Origin of the sequence: Porphyrobacter sp. AAP82 (genome assembly GCF_000331285.1) — a bacterium.
In the GTDB taxonomy this organism is placed as follows: domain Bacteria; phylum Pseudomonadota; class Alphaproteobacteria; order Sphingomonadales; family Sphingomonadaceae; genus Erythrobacter.
On the sequence record NZ_ANFX01000012.1, the window covers coordinates 22,307 to 39,758 of the forward strand.

Consider the following 17,452-nt stretch of genomic DNA (forward strand, 5'->3'; position numbering starts at 1 on the left):
TTGCTTTGTCGCAGCCCTTGGTCAAAACAGGGGCGGCATGACTGTGGCATCTCCTCCAGCCTGGCGCTTCGCGGTCGACCGCGGCGGGACCTTCACCGATGTCGTCGCCACCACCCCCGATGGCCGGCTGGTTACGGCAAAGCTCCTGTCCGAGAACCCCGGCCACTATGCCGACGCGGCCAGCGAGGCGGTGCGGCGGCTGATGGCGGAGCATGGGGAGGGGCCCGTCGCCGAGCTCAGGATCGGCACCACGGTCGCCACCAATGCGCTGCTCGAACGGAACGGCGAACGGCTGGCGCTGGCGATTACGCGCGGGTTTGGCGACGCGCTGAGGATCGGCACGCAGGCGCGGCCCCACATCTTCGCGCGCCATATCGTGCTGCCCGAACAGCTCTCTGCCAGGGTCGTTGAAATCGCTGAACGCGTCGCGGTGGACGGCACTGTGCTGCGCCCGCTCGACGAGGTCGCGGCCCGCGCCGCATTCGCACAGCTTCGCAACGAGGGCTTCGATGCGCTCGCCATCGTGCTGATGCATGGCTGGCAGCACCGCGACCACGAAGCGCGCCTCGCCGCCGTCGCGCGCGAGGCTGGCTTCGCGCAGGTCAGCGTCAGCCACGAGGTCGCCCCGCTGATCCGGCTGATCCCGCGCGGCGATACCACTGTGGTCGATGCCTACCTCTCGCCCGTGCTGCGGCGCTACACCGACCGGCTCGCCGCGAGCCTGCCGGAGACCGGAGCGCTCAGGTTCATGCAATCGAACGGCGGCCTCGCCGAAGTCGGCGCGTTTCGCGGCAAGGACGCGATCCTTTCCGGCCCGTCGGGCGGCGTGGTGGGGATGGTGGCGGCCTGCGAACCGCTCGGCTACAGGCGGCTTATCGGCTTCGACATTGCCATCCTTGATCGCTCGGGCACGCTCGGTCTGATCGAGAACAGCGGCACGATCGCCGCGACCGGGGCGGACAGCACCTCCACCCGCAACATCGCGATCGACCTGTCGGCCCGCACCGGCGACAGCATCGTGCGCCAGACCGCGGTTGCGGCAGGGGTGAGTGCACCGACGATCACCGGCGACATCCGCTTCGGCGGCGGCTCTGACCTGCTCGAGCTCGCCGACGGGGGCTTTGCCGGCAATGTCAGCTTTGGCGCGGGCACCAACCGCCTTGTCATGAGCGGCGATGCCCTGATGAACGGCAATGCCGATTTCGGCGGCGGGGCGGGGACGCTCAGCCTCGCGGGGACGGCGGCCTATGCGGGCAGGCTTCTCAATGCGCAGAACGTCGCCGTCACCATCGGCGGCGGATCGCTGGCGCTGATCGGACCGACCAGCATCGCCAGCCTCGATGTTGGCGCGAACGGCGTGATCGGCGCAACGCTTGGCGGGACGGCAGGCACCAGCACCGCGATCACCGTCAGCGGAGCGGCGAGCTTCGGCACGGGCGCCAAGATCCGGATCCGTCTTGCCGACATCAACACGGCCGTCGGCACCTACACCGTCATTTCGGCAGGCAGCCTGACCGGCGCGAACAACCTCGCCGCCGATAGCGCGCTGGTGCCGTTCCTCTACAAGGCCGCGCTCGCGGTGAGCGGCAACAACATCAATGTCGCGATCAGCCGCAAGGCCAACACCGAACTGGGCCTCAACGCCTCCGAAGCGGCTGCCTTTGACGGGCTTTTCGCCGCCTTCTCGAAGGACATCAAGGTTGCCGACCTGTTCCTCGGCATCAACACTGCGGCGGTGTTCCAGGCCTATGTCGCCCAGACCCTCCCCGACCATGCCGGTGGCAGCTTCGAGGGCATTTCGCAGGGTCTGCGCGCCTTCGACCGGCACTTCATGGACCCCAATTCGCCTTTCGACGAGGAAGGGAGTTTCCGGATCATCGCCGACTTTGCCAACTGGAACGTAGAGAAGGACCGTGGCCAGACCGCCGCCTTCGATCTCTCCGGTCTCGGTTTCCGCGGCGGGGCGGAATACCTCACCCGGTTCGGCGCTTTCGGGGTGACCGGCAGCTGGCTGTGGAACAAGCACAAGAACGGACCCTTCGACAATTCCGTCCTCTCCGACAGCTACGAGGCGGGCGCGCATTGGCGGGGCAAGTTCGGTCCGGTGATCGCCTTCGCCCGCGCCGGGGCGGGCAAGGCCGATTTCTCGGGCAGCCGGGTCTTTGCAGGTTCGGGCACGGGCGCTGCCAACTACACCATCACCCGCGCCTGGAAGGGCGATTTCGTCACCGCAACCGGCGGCGCCTCGATCGAGGGGGGCGGGCAATTCTTCTTCTTCCGCCCCTCGGTGGTGGTCGATTACCTGCGCCTCAAGGAAGATGGCTACACCGAAGCGGGCGGCGGCACGGCGCTGAACCTCACGGTCGCGGACCGCGCGAGCAAGGAGATCGGCATCAACGGCGCGGTTGCGGTGGGTGCGGACCTGTTCGGCATGCAGGCGCGCGATCGCGGCTGGCTCAGGATCGAGGCCGAGGGCGGCTGGCGCGAACTGCTCACCAGCGAGCTTGGCGCGACCCGCGCGCGTTACAACACCGGCACGCTGTTCACGCTCACCCCCGAAGCCCGCGACAGCGGCTGGTTTGCCCGCACGCGGGTGCTGGGCGGGGACGGCAGCTACAAGATCGCCGGCGAGCTCGGACTGGAAGAGCAGTTCGGCAATATCGGCTATGCTTTGCGCGCATCCATCCGCATCGGCTGGTGAATGCAGTGCAGGGTGCCGGCCGGCGTTGCCCCCCCGCTTGCCCGGCCGGCACCCAACCGCTAGCGCGCCGCCTCCGGCTGGCTCTGGACGTGCACCATGTAGCCGACGATGGCGGGCACTGCGTCATCGTCGATGGGGGCCTTGTAGAGCTTCTGCATCTTGCCGACGATCGCTTCCCACTTCTCCCGGGACACCTTCGGCTGCTGGAGCATGGTCGAGGGCGAGTGGCAGGCGGTGCAGTTTTCCAGCACGGCATCGCGCCCGGGACCTTCGGGAAGCTCCAGCGGATCATCGGGCAGGGTGATGCTCGCATCCTTGAAGGTGACCGCAGGGGCGCTGTCGCAGGCCGCCAGGATGAGCAGCGCGGGGAGGATGGCGAGCCGGCTCATTGTGCCCTCAGGGTGATGCGTTCGATGACGTTGCGGGCATAGCCCGAGCGGTTCCAGACGAGGCTTTCGGGCTGCACGGCGCCCTTGACGTTCTTCGCCCGCACCCCGATCCCTTCGAAGTCGCCCGCCACCTGCGGCAGCCTCACCGACCAGCGGCGGAAGGCATATTGCCCCCCTTCGTCCGGTCCGAGGTCGCAGGGGATCTCCCAGCCCCCTCCTCTCCCGGTGCCGACCAGATCGACCCGTTCGAGCGCCGCGTCCCCGCCGAATGCGAAGCCCTCCAGCGTGAGCGGTTCGCCCTTGGCCACCACCGCGCCGTCGGCATGGCTGGTGATGAAGGCGCGCGGCGGCATCGCGGTGATGGGGACGGTGGGGAAGTCCTTGGCTTGCGGCGTCACCGGCACGCTCGGCCAGCGATAGGTCTCGGCGACGTAGTGGCTGTCATCCTCGCCGGTCAGCACCTCGATGGCGGCGAGCATCTTGACCCAGTAGGTCGAGAACCAGCCGGGCACCACGATCCGCAAGGGGAAGCCGTGGAGTATGGGGAGCGGCTCGCCATTCATCGCCCAGGCGACAAGCACGTCATCGCGCATCGCCATGTCCATGGGCAGCGACTTGATGAACTGCGGCGCGCCCTCGGTTAAGGTCACATCGAGACCCGCGTAGCGCACCCTTTTTGCGCCCTCGGCGAGCCCGGCCTTCGCCAGCACGTCGCGCAAGCGCACCCCGGTCCACTTGGCGCAGCCCATCGCGCCGTTGCCCCACTGGGTGCCGGTGACGCGCGGCTCCGACAGACCCCGGCCATTGCCAGCGCACTGGTTTATCGCAACGATTTCAACATGTTCTCCCGCGCCTGCAATCTCGTCGAGACTCAATGACACCGCCTGCTTCACCGCCCCGCCAATCGCCACCCGGTGTTCGGCCGCCTTGACCTCGGTCGGGAAGGGCCAGTTCCAGCGCACGAACATCCGGTCGTTGGGAGTGATGATCCCCTTGGCGAACGCCTCCATCGGGGTTTCGAGCAGCGGGGGCCGGATACGCTGGACGATCATCTCGCCCTTGCCGGGAAAGGCAGGGCTCAAGGGCCTGAGGCCCGGCCCGCCGGGCAGGCCCAGGTCGATCATCCCGCCGAGCTTGGCGAGCGCCGGTGCCGCCAGCGCCGCGGTGCCGGCCCCTGCAATCAGCGCGCGGCGGGAAAGTCTGCTGTCGTTCATGCCCTGACGCCCTCCAGCCGTTCGATCAGCGCGGCGATATCCGCCACCTCCAGCCCGTGCCCGGCGATCAGATCGCCGATATCCTCAAGCCGCGCCATTTCGCCATCGTCGCGCATGATCGAGCAGATCACCGCCGCATCGCCCGCGCCCGCAAGCCGCGCCAGATCGATCGAGGCCTCGCACGCCGCCGCGCGCTCCAGCACGCCGCCTGCGCGCGCGATCAGCGGGAAGACATGGCCGGGAGAATGGATGTGCGCCGAGGTCGCGCCCTCGGCGATGGCCACCTTCACCGTATGTGCCCGGTCGGCGGCGGAGATGCCGGTCGAAACGCCTGTCGCCGCCTCGATCGAACGCGCAAAGGGCCGCCCGGTCTGGCGCGCGGTGCCGGGATTGACGAGGCTCAGCCCCAGTTGCGCCGCCCGGCCGGGCGTCACCGCCAGGCAGATCAGGCCGCGGCCATGCGTGGCCATGACGTTGATCGCTTCAGGCGTGACGTGCTTTGCGGCGATCATCAGGTCGATGTCGCCCCCGCGCAAGGCATCGCCCGCGATGACGACGATCCGCCCTGCGGCAATCGCCGCGAGCGCCGCGTCGAGACCCGCGCGCATCACGCCAGATCCCTTCCCGCCGCAAAGCTCTTCGCGCCCAGCACCACCTGCTTGCCGACCAGTTCCAGCTGCCCGCGCGCGCGTTCGTCAAGACATTCGCCATCGGGGGAGAACATGCCCTGATAGGTGCGGATCGTCGCGCCCATCGGGGTCGGCCAGCCGCGCAGGGCATGGGTGATCGCGCGCATGGTGAGCAGGGTGCTCATCGAGGCCTGATCGCCGAAAGCTGTGGCGATGAGGCCCACCGCGCGGCCATCAAGATAAGGGCGGTCATCGCGCGCGAGGTCTTCAAGGTAATCGAGCGCGTTCTTGACCACCCCCGATATGGTCCCGTGATAGCCGGGGGCGGCGACCAGCAGGCCATCGGCCGCGCGCACCGCCTCGACCATCTCGGCTCCCATTGCCGTGGTGTAGCCGGGGCCGCGGTAATGCGCGAGCGCGGCGAGATACTCCCCGCCGAACACCGTCACCTCGGCCCCCTCGCCGACCGCGATACTGGCGGCAAGGCGCAGCGCCTGTTCGGTCGAGGAGCCGGGGTTCACCGTGCCGCCAAGGGCTACGATACGGGTCATGCGGAGGAAATCCTTTCAGCGAGATAGGCCGCCAGCGCAGCGGCTTGTGCGGGCGAGAAATGGAGGCCGAGCTTGGTGCGGCGCCACAGGATGTCTTCGGGTTCGCGCGCCCATTCCTGTGCGACCAGGTAATCGACTTCGGCGGCGGTGAGGCCGTGGCCGAAATCCGCGCCGAGATCAGCGGCGCCGGTCGCCTTCCCGAGGAAATCGAAGGCGCGGGTCCCGTATAGACGGATCAGCCGCTGCGCCTCGCGCGGGGCAAGGAAGGGGTAGCGCTGGCCGAGTTCGGCGATCTTCGCCTGCGCCCCGGTCATGCCGAAATCCCCGCCGGGCAGCGGTGCGGTGCCGGTCCAGTCGCCACCTTCCAGCGCCGGGAGGAAGGGCTGGAGCTGCTCGACCGCCTCGGCGGTCAAGTGCCGATAGGTGGTGATCTTGCCGCCGAACACCGACAGCAGGGCAGGGGTGCCATCTGCCCCGCCGTCAACCTCGAAGCGGTAGCCGCGGGTCGCCGCCTCGGGCTTGCCCGAGCCATCGTCAACCAGCGGGCGCACGCCTGAATAGGTCCACACCACATCGGCAGGCGTCACAGGGGTGCGGAAATATTCCGAGGCGCCCGCGCACAGATAGGCGATCTCTTCCGCGCTGGCCTTGACCTCGTCGAGCCCGGCCTTGTGATCGACATCGGTGGTGCCGATCAGGGTGAAGTCGCTCTCGTAGGGGATGGCGAAAAAGATCCGCCCGTCGGGCAGCTGGAAGAAATAGGCGAAGTCGTGGTCGAACAGCTTTCTGACGACGATATGCGAGCCGCGCACGAGGCGCATCTTCTGCGAGGAAGGCTCGCCCGCGCGGCCGAGCAGGTCGAGCACGCGGGGGCCGGCGGCGTTGACCACGGCGCGGGCGTGGAAGACCTGATTGCCCGCCTCGATCCGCCAGACGTCCCCCTCGCGGGCGAGCGCCGTGACCTCGCAGCGGGTGCGCACCTCCGCACCCCGATCCGCCGCATCGCGGGCGTTGAGCACCACGAGGCGCGCATCGTCGACCCAGCCATCGGAATAGGCGAAGCCGCGGGTGTATTCGGGTTTCAGGGGCGCGCCTGCTGCGTGCCGGGCAAGATCGACGCTCTCGGCCGCCGGAAGCCGCTTCCTGCCGCCGATATGGTCATAGAGGAACAACCCCAGCCGCAGCAGCCAGCGCGGGCGCAGGCCGGGGCGGTGGGGGAGGATGAAGCGCAGCGGCCAGATGATGTGCGGCGCGATGCCCCACAGCACCTCGCGCTCGGACAGGGCCTCGCGCACCAGGGCGAATTCGTAATGCTCGAGATAGCGCAGGCCGCCGTGGATCAGCTTGGTGGAGTTGGACGAGGTGCCGGCCGCCAGATCGCCGCGTTCGAGCAGCAGCACCCTGGCCCCGCGCCCGGCGGCATCGCGCGCGATGCCTGCACCGTTGACGCCGCCGCCGATCACCGCAAGGTCGAAAATCTGGCTCACCCGATCACCCACTGCGCATAGGCGAGCGCCACCGCGAGGCTGGCGATGGTTGCCGCCAGCACCGGCATCACCGCCCGCCAGCCGAGGCCCAGCAAGAGATCGGTGCGGGTGCGCATCGCGGTCGCCGTAACCGCGAGCAGCAGCAAAGTCTTCGACAAAGTCAGCGCATGGGCGGCGAGCGGGGCAGGGAGAGTGACGAGCGAGTTGACGCCGACCAGCGCGAGAAAGGCGAGGATGAAGCCCGGCAGCACCGGCACCCGCGCCCGGCCTATGCCAGCAGGGAGCGGCTCTGCCCGCGCGATCCACAAGGCGGCGAGCGTGACGAGCGGGGCGAGGAGGGCCACACGGGTCAGCTTCACCACGGTCGCCTGCGCGCCCGCCGTGTCCGAGATGGCAAAGCCGGCGCCGATCGCCTGCGCGACGTCATGGATCGATGCGCCCACAAGGAACCCCGCCTGCGCGTCGGTGAAACCGAGCATGGTGGTGAGCGGCGGATAGGTGACCAGCGCGATGGCGCTGGCGGCGGCGAGGATCACGAGGGTGAGCGTGAACAGCGCCTGGTCGATCCGCTCGCGTCCGATCACGCCGTAGAGCGCGAGCGCTGCGGAAGCCCCGCAGATCGCGGTCGCCCCGCCGCCCAAGAGGCCGATGGCGGGGCTCTGCCCGGTCGCGCGCGCGGCGGCGAGGGCAGCGATGAGCGCCGAGGCCATGACGAGGGCAAGCCCGGCAAAGGGCACGATGCCCATCTGTGCGACCTGCATCGCGGTGACCTGAAAGCCGAGCAGCACGATCCCGGCTCGCAGGCCGTGGCGGCTGACGGCGTCGAGCCCATCGTGCGTGCGCGGATCGGCGGCGGCGAAGTTCACCGCCAGGCCGATCAGCAGCCCGGCAAGGATCACCGGCACGCCGTAATTCTGGCTGAGCCACGCCGCCGCCGCGCCGGCGATGGCGCTGATCGCAAGGCCCGGCACGAAGCGCGACAGCGGCTTTCGCACGCCGCGCGCGGCATCGGCTGCGGCGCTGTCGGCGAGCATGATCTCGCCGAACAGATCGCCGGCGTAAGCCTCGAAATCAGGGGTCGATCCGCGCTTCATCGCTGTTGCCGCCTCGCCCCCTTGTCCCACGCTTGTGTCCTACGGTGTCACAAGCCTAACGCGCGGTCCGTACGATTGCAACCGCGCGCGCGGCTCAATCGAACAGCGTCGCCTCGTCCTCGGGCCGGCGGATCACGGGGAGCAGCAGGTGGAACCACGCCAGCGCCACGAGGTAGGAGGCCGAGGCGAAGGCGAACAGCGGCCCGTAGCCCAGCCCCGCATCGAGCACGCGCCCGGCGACCAGGCTGATCGCCACGCCGCCCATGTTCCCCATGAAGGCACCAAAGGCCGTCACCCGCCCGACCTTGGCGCCCGGCACCACATCGGTGATGGTCGAGAACAGCGAGAGCGAGAAGCCCTGATGCCCGGCCATGACCACGCCGATCATCACCGCCACCGGCCAGAACCCGCCGAGCTCCAGCACCAGCGGCAGCGGCGCGACGACAGCCGCGCAGAGCAGCATCACGCTCTTGCGCACGCGGTTGGGGCTCCAGCCGGCCTCGAGCAGCCGGGTCGAGGCCCACCCGGCCAGCAGCGCGCCGAGCCCCGATCCGGCAAAGGCGATGGCGAGCGGGACGGCAAGGTCCAGCGTCGCTAGGCCGAAAGCCTTGCGGTAATAATCGGCGAGCCAGAAATTGATGAACCACCAGGTCATGTCGCTCAATGCCTTGGCGATCACGATCGCCCAGGTCTGGCGGTTCATCAGGATCGGGCCATAGGCCTCGCCCCCCGCAACCTCTGCTGCCGAGGTGCCGCCGCGCGCGTTGAGCTGCGTCAGGCCGCGCGCGAGCCACATCCAGGCGAGCAGCGACACGAAGCCGCCGATCCCGCCTGCGACCAAGGCTCCGCGCCAGCCTACCGCCAGCGCCAGCGCCGGGATAACGAAGGGCATCGCGATCGTCCCCGCGCCCGCCAGCATGGTCGCAAAGCCCAAGGCGAAGCTGCGCTTGTCGGGCGGAAACAGCGTGGCGACGGTCTTGATGGTGAGCGGGGTCTGCACCGCCTCGGTGACGCCAAGGCCGACGCGCGCGGCAACCACCTGCCAGGTCGACAGCGCCCAGCCATGGGCCATCGCGGCCAGGCTCCACGCGCTCGCGCCGACCTGCATCGCGCGGTTGACGCTCAGCCGGTCGACCAGCCAGCCGGTGAACAGGAAGGCGAAGGCGGCCGAGAACTGCGTGACCGCTGCCAGATTGCCGAAGTCCGTGTCGCGCCAGCCGAAATCCTTCATCATGTCGGGCTTGAGGATGGCGATGATCGGACGGTCCATTGCGTTGAACACCCCCGCAACGCACAGCACGGTGAACAGCGCCCAGCGCAGGCGGGGGGCGATGGAGGAGTGGGGGTCTGCGGCCATCACGTGTTCCTAGGGCTCGGGGGCACAGGCAGGCAAGCGCGAGACCAAAAGGGCCGCCGGATCGCTCCGACGGCCCCTTGGTCAGTCACACTGTCACGCGCGCTCAGCGGGTCCGCACGCGCAGCGAGACGCCGAAATAGCGGTCCGCATCGCGCGGGATCTGCAGGCGGCGGCCGTTTTCGATGTTGAGCAGCACGTAGCTTTCATCGGTGATGTTGCGCGCATGGAAGGTCACGCGATACTTGTCTTCCGGGTCCGAGAAGCCGAGCGAGGCGTTCCAGATGCCGTAGGGATCGATCCGGGTCGAGGCCGCCTGGCCAAGGTCCGAATATTGCGTGCTGGTGTGGCGATAGTCGGTGTTGAGATAGAGCGTCACCGGCCCCAGCTCGCGGGTGTAGTCCCCGCCGATGGTATACGTGAACTTGGGCGCCAGCGGCAGCACGGTGCCGTTGCGCGCGTCGGGAGCGTTGGTGGTGGGGTTGGGGTTGAACTCCTTGACCCGCGCGTCGGCATAGGCCGCGCTGGCGCGCAGGTTGAGGCCATCGACGGGGTTGACGATCAGGTCCGCCTCGAAGCCTTCGCTCTTCACCGTGCCCGCATTGGTCAGGTTCGAGATCGTCGCGCCGTTCACCACGATGAAGTTGTTCGCCTGGAACCCGTCATACTCGACCGTGAAGGCCGCCACGTTCAATTGCACGCGGTTGTCGAGGAACTGCGACTTCACCCCGATCTCGAAGCTGTCGGACAGCTCCTCGGCAATCGGCACCGCGTTGTTGGGGGCGGTGTGGTTGAAGAACACGTTGAAGGCCGGACCCTTGTAGCCACGGGTGTAGGACCCGTAGAGCATGATGTCCTCGGTCGGCTTGAACTGGATCGCCGCACGGCCCGAAAGGTTGCTGTTGCTGGTCTCGCCGCGGCTGGTGTTGGTGCCGTTGCCGCCGCTGGCGATGGTGCCGCCGGCCGGGTTGCCGTTGGTCCCCGGGCCGGTCGCGGGCAGGCCGGTGGTGGCGTTCACCGCGGGCGCGCGGGTGTGGGTGAACTGGAGGTCATCCCAGGTGTAGCGCAGGCCGCCGGTCAGCGAGAGCTGCTCGGTGATCTCGTAGGTCGCCTGGCCGAACAGCGCATAGTTCACCGAACGCACGTCCGAGCGCGAGGTGGCGAAGGGGAACAGCGTGTTGACCGTGTCGTTGAGATTGCACGGGATCGCTCCGCCCGGCAGCGCCGCGAGGGTCGAGGTGGTGCAGGTGACATTGCGGCGGGTAAAGTCCTGGGTGTTGTCCGATTGCCAGATGAACCCGCCGACCTGGTAGTAGAAGGGCTTGGACTGGTCCGAGGCAAGGCGGATTTCGGCCGAGACCTGTTCGGTCTTGACCGTGCCGACATCGTGCAGCTGGCCCGCGCCGACGATCGCGCGGGGCAGGAAGTCGCCTTCGCGGTTTTCGGTGTTCTCCCAGTTGCGGTAGCCGAGCACGACGCTCAGCGTGTGGGTGTCGGTGATGTCGAAATCGCCGGTGCCGGTCAGGCTCCACTGCTGGTCCTGCGTCGAGGTGACGAGGTCGTTGTTGACGAAGCGCTGGTCCTCGCCCAGCGCGACGCCGCCCGGCAGCGCGAGCAGCGCATCCTGCACCGCACCGCGGCTGGCGCCGGTCACATCGACGCAGCAATCATCGTCGGCCTTGTAGTAATCGGCGATCAGGCGGACCTTGTTGCCGCCATCGTCGTAATCGACGATGCCGCGTACGCCATAGCGCTCGTAGCCGTTGATCTTCTCGTTGCGGCCACCGAAGATGTTGGTGATGTTGCCATCATAGCTGCCGTAGAAGCCGGTCAGGCGGGCGCTGAGGTTTTCGGCGATCGGGCCGCTGACCGCGGCGCGCAGGCGGTATTCCTCGCCCTCGAACCAGTCGGCGTTGAATTCGGCCTCGAGCGTGTCGGTGCCGCCCTTGGAGACGATGTTGACGAGGCCGGCGCTGGCGTTGCGGCCGAACAGCGTACCCTGGGGGCCGCGCAGCACTTCAAGCCGCTGGAGATCGACGAGGTCCATGAAGGCCTGGCCCGAACGCGACAGCACCACGCCGTCGACAACGGTGGACACAGACGGCTCGGCCGCGACCGAGAAGCTGATGGTGCCAACGCCCCGCATCACGATCGCGCTGTTGGCGCTGGTGGTGCCCTTGCGGAAGGTCACCGAGGGCACGACCGTGCTGATGTTTTCAAGGCTGGTGACGCCCGCCTGTTGCAGCCGGTCGCCCGAAACCGCGGCAATCGCGATCGGCACGTCCTGGACGTTTTCCTCGACTTTCTGGGCGGTGACGATGATTTCCTCGACCTGAGCAAAGGCCGGTGCGGCCGAGGCGAAGGCGAGCGAGCTGGCCGACAGGGCCAGCGCCCTGAGCATGGTGGCGCGCGCAAAACGGGTGGTGGCGGACATTGTGTTCTCCCCTCTGGACATGATCGGCTCTATCGGGCGGGTGGTTGCAGATGTCCGCCCGTGCGGTCGATCTTTGGCGTGTCGGGTTGCGCTTTCCGCTGCATTCTGTCAAGCGGTGTCAGATCGGGCGGAGGGACAGCCCGGGGTAAGGATGCAGGGCTGGAATGGTGCGGCTGAAGCCGGAAGCGGGGGGCGTTTGGTTGCGGCTGGCAGGCCGGACGGTGCTCCGTCATGCGCCAGATTGTCTCGCAATTTCAGTTGCTAAGGGCGCTGCACAGGTCTCCATGGTGCGCGGCAATTTCCGGCTTTCGGATGCTGCTGTGGCAGCGATGCCACTGTGCCGGGCAGAAGTGGATGGCGCGGGTGGCGTGGTGCTCGCCAGCGCCGATGGCAGCGCGCAGGTCGCGCTGGCGCTTGCGGCGGATGCATCGCGGCTGACCCTCAGGGCGCTCGGCGGCCATGACCGCATGACGATCGACTTCGCGCTCGCCCCGGGCGATGTGCTGTGGGGCGGGGGCGAGCAGATGAGCCATCTCGTCCTCAATGGCCGCAACTTCCCGATCTGGACGAGCGAGCCTGGCGTCGGCCGCGAACCGGGCACCCCGCTCACCGACATGGCCAGCGCCGATGGCAGCTTTGCGGGCGGCGATTACTGGACCACCAACTATCCCGAGCCCACCGTGCTGTGTTCGGGGGGCTGGGCGCTGAGCCTGGCCAATAGCGAATATGTTGAACTCGACGCGCGCGATGACGGCATCTTGCGCATTCACGTGTGGTCGGGCGAGGTCGCCATCGACCTGTTCGAGGGCCAGCCTGCCGATCTCGTCCGCCAGCTCGCCGCGCGCTTCGGCCCGCGCCCGCCGCTCCCCGAATGGGCGCAGGGCGGTGCGGTCATCGGCCTCAAGCAGGGCGCGGCCTCTTTCGACCGGCTCGAGGCGCTGCTCGCGGCGGGCGCAGCGATCAGCGGCCTGTGGTGCGAGGACTGGGTCGGCATCCGCGAGACCAGCTTCGGCCGCCGCCTGTTCTGGGACTGGCAGTGGAACGCCGAGCGCTATCCCGATCTGCCCGCCCGCATGGCCGCTTTGAAGGCGCGCGGCATCCGCTTTCTCGGCTATGTGAACCCATACCTTGCGGTCGACGGCCCGCTCTACCCGGAAGCCGCCGCCAAGGGCTGTTTGGCCCGCGAGCTGGAGAGCGACGAGCCCTACCGCGTCGACTTCGGCGAGTTCCACGCGGGCGTCGTCGACTTCACCAACCCCGCCGCCGCAGACTGGTTTGCCGAGGAGGTTATGGCCAAGCGCATGCTCGATTTCGGGCTCGATGGCTGGATGGCGGACTTCGGCGAATACCTGCCGACCGACCTCAGGCTTCACGATGGCGACCCGATGCGCGAGCACAACCGCTGGCCGGTGCGCTGGGCCGAGGTCAACGCGCGCGCGGTCGCCTCGCGGGGGCGGACCGGCGATGTCCTTTGGTTCATGCGGGCAGGGCATACCGGGGTTCAGGCCCATTGCCCCTTGCTGTGGGCGGGCGACCAGTCGGTCGATTTCAGCCGCCATGACGGGATCGGCACGGTGATCACCGCCGCGCTGTCATCGGGCCTCCTCGGCAATGCCTTCAGCCATTCGGACATCGGCGGATATACCAGCCTGTTCGGCAATGTCCGCAGCGAGGAGCTGATCCTGCGCTGGTATGAACTGGGCGCCTTCTCCCCCGTCTTCCGCACCCACGAGGGCAATCGGCCTGACGACAATCTCCAGATCGACAGCACGCCGGCGCTGGTCGCCGGCGTTGTGCGGTGGAGCCGGGTGCACACGGCGCTTGCCCCCTATGTCCGCCACCTCGTCGCCGAGGCGCGGGCCACCGGCCTGCCCGCCCAGCGCGCGCTGTTCCTGCATTACCCCGGCGAGCGCGAGGGCCTGACCATCCAGGACCAATATCTCTACGGCGCGGACCTGCTGGTGGCGCCGGTGATCGAGGCGGGGGCGGTGATGCGCAGGGTCTACCTGCCCGAGGGTGCGTGGAGGCACCTGTGGAGCGGGCGGGACCTCGCCCCCGGCTGGCACGATGTGCCCGCGCCGCTGGGCGAGCCGCCGGTCTTCTACCGCCATGACAGCACCTTTGCTGCGCTGTTCGAGGACCTCCGCCGATGAGCCGCGCCAACATCCGCGATGTCGCCGCGCGCGCCGGAGTGGCGGTCAAGACCGTCAGCCGCGTGATGAACGGCCACCCCTATGTCAGCGCCGAGCTGCGCGAGCGGGTCGAGACGGCGATGGCCGAACTCGACTACCGGCCCTCCGTCGCCGCGCGCATCCTGTCGGGCGCGAAGTCGGGGCAGGTCGCGCTGATCTACGACAATCACAGCCCCTACTACATGTTCCAGATTCAGAAGGGCTGCTGGGAGGTGTGCCACGAGGCCGGCATCCGCCTGCTTGCACAGCCCGTGGACGTCGCCGATCCGCAGGTGGGCGATCAGGTGCGCGGGCTGGTGCGCGAGACCCACGTGGACGGCATCATCCTGTCCTCCCCCGTCACCGATTGCGACCCCGTTCTGCGCGCATTGGAGACGATGGATGTGCCCTTCATCCGCATCTCTCCAGGCACCAACCACGCGCTCACATCCTCGGTGTTCATGGACGACGCGCAGGCCGCCGACGACATGACCACCCACCTCATCAACGCCGGCCACCGCCGGATCGGGTTCATCAAGGGTCACACCAATCACATGGCCTCCGACGATCGCCTGTTCGGCTATCGCCGCGCCTTGGACCGCGTCGGCATCCTCTTCGAGCCGAGCCTCGTGGTCGACGGCGAGTTCGACTTCGACAGCGGGGTGAGGGGCGCGCGCCTGCTGCTCGATCAGCCCGCCCGGCCGACCGCGATCTTCGCCTCCAACGACGACATGGCCGCAGGCGTCCTCGCCGTGGCGCACGACCGCGGGATCGTGGTTCCGGGCGAGCTTTCGGTGACCGGCTTCGACGATACCACGCTGGCGCGCACCGTCTGGCCGCCGCTCACCACGATCCGCCAGCCGATGGCCGAGCTTGCGCGGACCGCCACCCGGATCCTGATCGCGGGCGGGGACATCACCCACAAGCGCCTGCCCCACGAACTCGTCGAGCGCGCCTCGGTCGCGCCCCCACAGAGGAACTGACCATGAGTGAACTGCCCCTTCCACCTGCCACCCGCCGCCTCGGGGCGAGCGATATCGCGGTCTCGCCCATCGCCTGGGGGATGTGGCGCCTTGCCGAAAACGGCCGCACCGCCGCCGATGCGGCAAGGCTGGTCCACGCGGCGCTCGATGCCGGGATCACCTTTCTCGACACCGCCGACATCTACGGGTTCGACGGCGCTGGCGGCTTCGGCGATGCCGAGGCGCTGCTTGGCGAGGTGCTGGCGGCTGACCCGTCGCTGCGGGGCCGCATGGTGCTGGCGACCAAGGGCGGCATCCTCCCGCCGCTGCCCTATGACCAGAGCCCTGCCTACCTCGCCAAGGCGATCGACAGCTCGCTGCGCCGGCTCAAGGTGGACAGTGTCGATCTGTGGCAGATCCACCGGCCCGATATTCTCGCCCACCCGCAGGACGTCGCCCGCGTGCTCGACGATGCGGTGGCCTCGGGCAAGATCCGCGCGCTCGGCGTCTCCAACTTCACCATTCACCAGACCGCCGCGCTGAACCACTTCCTCGGCAACAAGCTGGTGGCGACCCAGCCGGAGATCAGCCCGCTGCGCATCACCTGCTTCGAGAACGGCGAGCTTGATCAGGCGATGATGCTGGGCCTCACCCCGCTTGCCTGGTCGCCGCTCGGCGGCGGCAGGCTCGCCGCGCCGGAAACAGCGCGCGACAAGGCGGTTGCCGCCGCGCTCGATGTCGTGGCCGGGGCGCAAGGCGTATCGCGCACGGTTGCCGCCTATAGCTGGCTGATGGCGCACCCAGCAGGGATCGTGCCCATCATCGGCTCGCAGAACGAGAGCCGGATCGCGGAGGGGGCCGAGGCACTGAAGGTCCGCTGGACCCGGACGGATTGGTACGCGGTGCTGGTCGCCGCGCGTGGAGAAAGGCTTCCCTGATGACCCAGCAGCAACAATGCGAAATCGCGTGGTTTTCCGCGCTGTGCGACGACGATTACGAGTTCCTCGGCGTCCCCGATCCCTATCTGCAATCGAGCTGGGAGCATTGCCGCAACCTCGTGCTGCGTGCCGAGGAAGGCGGGTTCGACAACATCCTGCTGCCTTCGGGCTACCAGCTGGGCGTCGATACCACGATCTTCGCCGCTGCCGTCGCCACGCAGGTCAAGCGGATCAAGCTCTTGTGGGCGACCCGCATGGGCGAGGACTGGCCGCCGCAGCTCGCGCGCCGGATCGCGACCCTCGACCGTATCCTCGGGCCGAACGCGAGCGGGACGGGCGGGCGATTGAACGTCAACATCATCTCCTCGGACATGCCGGGCGAAACCATCGAGAGCGGCCCGCGCTACCGCCGCGGCACCGAGATCATGACAATCGTGCGCACCTTGCTGAACGGCGAGCACCTCGATTTCGACGGCGAGTTCTACAAGCTGAAGCTCGATCCGCCGCGCATCACGACGCTCAGCGGCAAGTGCCCGCCGTTCTACTTCGGCGGCCTCAGCCACGAAGCCCGCGAATGCGCAGCCGAGGCGGCGGACGTTTACCTGATGTGGCCCGATACGATGGACAAGGTGCGCGAGAACATCGCCGATCTCAAGGAACGCGCGGCGAAGTATGGCCGCACCCTCAGGTTCGGCTACCGCGTCCACGTGATCGTGCGCGAGACCGAGGACGAGGCGCGCCGCTATGCCGACCGGCTGCTCTCCAAGCTCGATGACGAGGCGGGCCGCGCGATCCGCGAAAAAAGCCTCGATGCCAAGAACTACGGCGTCCAGCGCCAGCAGGAACTGCGCGGCGCGGCCGATGGCGACGGCTTCGTCGAGGAGAACCTGTGGACCGGCATCGGCCGCGCACGCTCGGGCTGCGGGGCGGCGATCGTCGGCACGCCCGATCAGGTGCTCGCCAAGCTGCGCGCCTACCAGGCCGAAGGGATCGAGGCCTTCATCCTGTCGGGCTACCCGCACGCGGCTGAAGCCGATCTGTTCGCGCGCCATGTGCTGCCGCATATCCAGCACGGCCCACTGGAGATGTAGAGGGCAAAGTTCACGAAGTTCACATTGCAAATTCTGCATTCCTACAGGAATTTCGGTGTGATTTCAGAATATTGTGCGGCAAATCCGAAGTTCACACATGTTCGCCGCGCGCTGCGCTACGGGCGGCGGCCGTTGCCAGGGCGAAGTTTGCAAAGCTGCCACTGCAAACGTCGCGTTCCTACAGAATTCGTCCTTTCGATTCAGAGAGATGGTGGGTAAAGCCGAAGCTGGCATGCGGCCTTGCGGTTGCATCCGCGCAGGGGCGGTGACGGGTTGCGGGCGGACAATGCGAAAGAGCGCTCCTGCCCTATAGCGCGCGGCGCGCCTGTAGGAAAATCCGCGCGCTGCCCGCCCCGATTCGCGGCGGTCAGGCCCTGCTGGCCAAGCCCCTTGCCGCTACGGCGCCGCGCCCTTGCGCGAAAGCCTCTTTTCCGCGT

At 68.1% G+C, this 17,452-nt stretch carries 12 protein-coding genes and 1 pseudogene; 5 read left to right on the forward strand and 8 right to left on the reverse strand.

The features are described from left to right. Positions 1-37: 37 nt before the first annotated feature. A pseudogene (locus D620_RS15905) lies at positions 38-889 on the forward strand (hydantoinase/oxoprolinase N-terminal domain-containing protein); the annotation flags it as partial. Between the two features lie 1,871 nt (positions 890-2,760). On the opposite strand, the gene D620_RS0102380 reads toward D620_RS15905, so the two are convergent. From D620_RS0102380 to D620_RS0102415, 8 genes are all read right to left on the reverse strand, one after another. Continuing rightward, complete coding sequence (locus D620_RS0102380) at positions 2,761-3,090, reverse strand: hypothetical protein (protein ID WP_017664183.1); 330 nt, start codon at positions 3,088-3,090, stop codon at positions 2,761-2,763. After that, positions 3,087-4,304 (reverse strand): molybdopterin-dependent oxidoreductase, encoded by a 1,218-nt coding sequence (locus D620_RS0102385; protein ID WP_017664184.1) that lies wholly within the window; start codon positions 4,302-4,304, stop codon positions 3,087-3,089. The genes D620_RS0102380 and D620_RS0102385 overlap by 4 nt, the downstream gene beginning before the upstream one ends. Then, positions 4,301-4,912, reverse strand: coding sequence for a 3,4-dihydroxy-2-butanone-4-phosphate synthase (locus D620_RS0102390; protein ID WP_017664185.1), 612 nt, complete (start codon positions 4,910-4,912; stop codon positions 4,301-4,303). Before D620_RS0102390 ends, D620_RS0102385 begins: the two co-directional genes overlap by 4 nt. Beyond that, complete coding sequence (locus D620_RS0102395) at positions 4,912-5,484, reverse strand: NADPH-dependent FMN reductase (protein ID WP_017664186.1); 573 nt, start codon at positions 5,482-5,484, stop codon at positions 4,912-4,914. The genes D620_RS0102390 and D620_RS0102395 overlap by 1 nt, the downstream gene beginning before the upstream one ends. Continuing rightward, positions 5,481-6,971 (reverse strand): glycerol-3-phosphate dehydrogenase, encoded by a 1,491-nt coding sequence (locus tag D620_RS0102400; protein ID WP_017664187.1) that lies wholly within the window; start codon positions 6,969-6,971, stop codon positions 5,481-5,483. Before D620_RS0102400 ends, D620_RS0102395 begins: the two co-directional genes overlap by 4 nt. Next, positions 6,968-8,065, reverse strand: coding sequence for a putative sulfate exporter family transporter (locus tag D620_RS0102405; protein WP_017664188.1), 1,098 nt, complete (start codon positions 8,063-8,065; stop codon positions 6,968-6,970). The genes D620_RS0102400 and D620_RS0102405 overlap by 4 nt, the downstream gene beginning before the upstream one ends. Positions 8,066-8,159: 94 nt before the next feature. Further along, the gene (locus D620_RS0102410) at positions 8,160-9,422 is read right to left on the reverse strand and encodes an MFS transporter (RefSeq protein WP_017664189.1); all 1,263 of its coding nucleotides are present in this window, start codon (positions 9,420-9,422) and stop codon (positions 8,160-8,162) included. Between the two features lie 103 nt (positions 9,423-9,525). After that, positions 9,526-11,853, reverse strand: a complete 2,328-nt coding sequence (locus D620_RS0102415; RefSeq protein ID WP_017664190.1) for a TonB-dependent receptor — start codon at positions 11,851-11,853, stop codon at positions 9,526-9,528. Positions 11,854-12,017: 164 nt separating this feature from the next. Between D620_RS0102415 and D620_RS0102420 the strand changes: the two genes are divergently transcribed. Genes D620_RS0102420 through D620_RS0102435 form a run of 4 tightly spaced genes read left to right on the forward strand, consistent with a single transcriptional unit; the run spans position 12,018 to position 17,015 of the window. Continuing rightward, positions 12,018-14,006 (forward strand): alpha-glucosidase, encoded by a 1,989-nt coding sequence (locus tag D620_RS0102420; protein ID WP_051020516.1) that lies wholly within the window; start codon positions 12,018-12,020, stop codon positions 14,004-14,006. Beyond that, entirely contained in the window at positions 14,003-15,007 is a 1,005-nt protein-coding gene (locus tag D620_RS0102425) for a LacI family DNA-binding transcriptional regulator (protein WP_017664192.1), read from the forward strand. Before D620_RS0102420 ends, D620_RS0102425 begins: the two co-directional genes overlap by 4 nt. A gap of 2 nt (positions 15,008-15,009) precedes the next feature. Continuing rightward, positions 15,010-15,924 (forward strand): aldo/keto reductase, encoded by a 915-nt coding sequence (locus D620_RS0102430; protein ID WP_026091893.1) that lies wholly within the window; start codon positions 15,010-15,012, stop codon positions 15,922-15,924. Further along, positions 15,924-17,015, forward strand: a complete 1,092-nt coding sequence (locus D620_RS0102435) for an LLM class flavin-dependent oxidoreductase (RefSeq protein WP_017664194.1) — start codon at positions 15,924-15,926, stop codon at positions 17,013-17,015. Before D620_RS0102430 ends, D620_RS0102435 begins: the two co-directional genes overlap by 1 nt. Positions 17,016-17,452: the final 437 nt, after the last annotated feature.

Bases quoted from the DNA above. Each gene is read 5' to 3' on its own strand.
- D620_RS0102410 (WP_017664189.1), bottom strand. From the start codon at position 9,422: ATGGCCGCAGACCCCCACTCCTCCATCGCCCCCCGCCTGCGCTGGGCG.
- D620_RS0102380 (WP_017664183.1), bottom strand. From the start codon at position 3,090: ATGAGCCGGCTCGCCATCCTCCCCGCGCTGCTCATCCTGGCGGCCTGC.
- D620_RS0102385 (WP_017664184.1), bottom strand. From the start codon at position 4,304: ATGAACGACAGCAGACTTTCCCGCCGCGCGCTGATTGCAGGGGCCGGC.
- D620_RS0102415 (WP_017664190.1), bottom strand. From the start codon at position 11,853: ATGTCCGCCACCACCCGTTTTGCGCGCGCCACCATGCTCAGGGCGCTG.
- D620_RS0102395 (WP_017664186.1), bottom strand. From the start codon at position 5,484: ATGACCCGTATCGTAGCCCTTGGCGGCACGGTGAACCCCGGCTCCTCG.
- D620_RS0102390 (WP_017664185.1), bottom strand. From the start codon at position 4,912: ATGCGCGCGGGTCTCGACGCGGCGCTCGCGGCGATTGCCGCAGGGCGG.
- D620_RS0102430 (WP_026091893.1), top strand. From the start codon at position 15,010: ATGAGTGAACTGCCCCTTCCACCTGCCACCCGCCGCCTCGGGGCGAGC.
- D620_RS0102425 (WP_017664192.1), top strand. From the start codon at position 14,003: ATGAGCCGCGCCAACATCCGCGATGTCGCCGCGCGCGCCGGAGTGGCG.
- D620_RS0102405 (WP_017664188.1), bottom strand. From the start codon at position 8,065: ATGAAGCGCGGATCGACCCCTGATTTCGAGGCTTACGCCGGCGATCTG.
- D620_RS0102420 (WP_051020516.1), top strand. From the start codon at position 12,018: ATGGTGCGGCTGAAGCCGGAAGCGGGGGGCGTTTGGTTGCGGCTGGCA.
- D620_RS0102435 (WP_017664194.1), top strand. From the start codon at position 15,924: ATGACCCAGCAGCAACAATGCGAAATCGCGTGGTTTTCCGCGCTGTGC.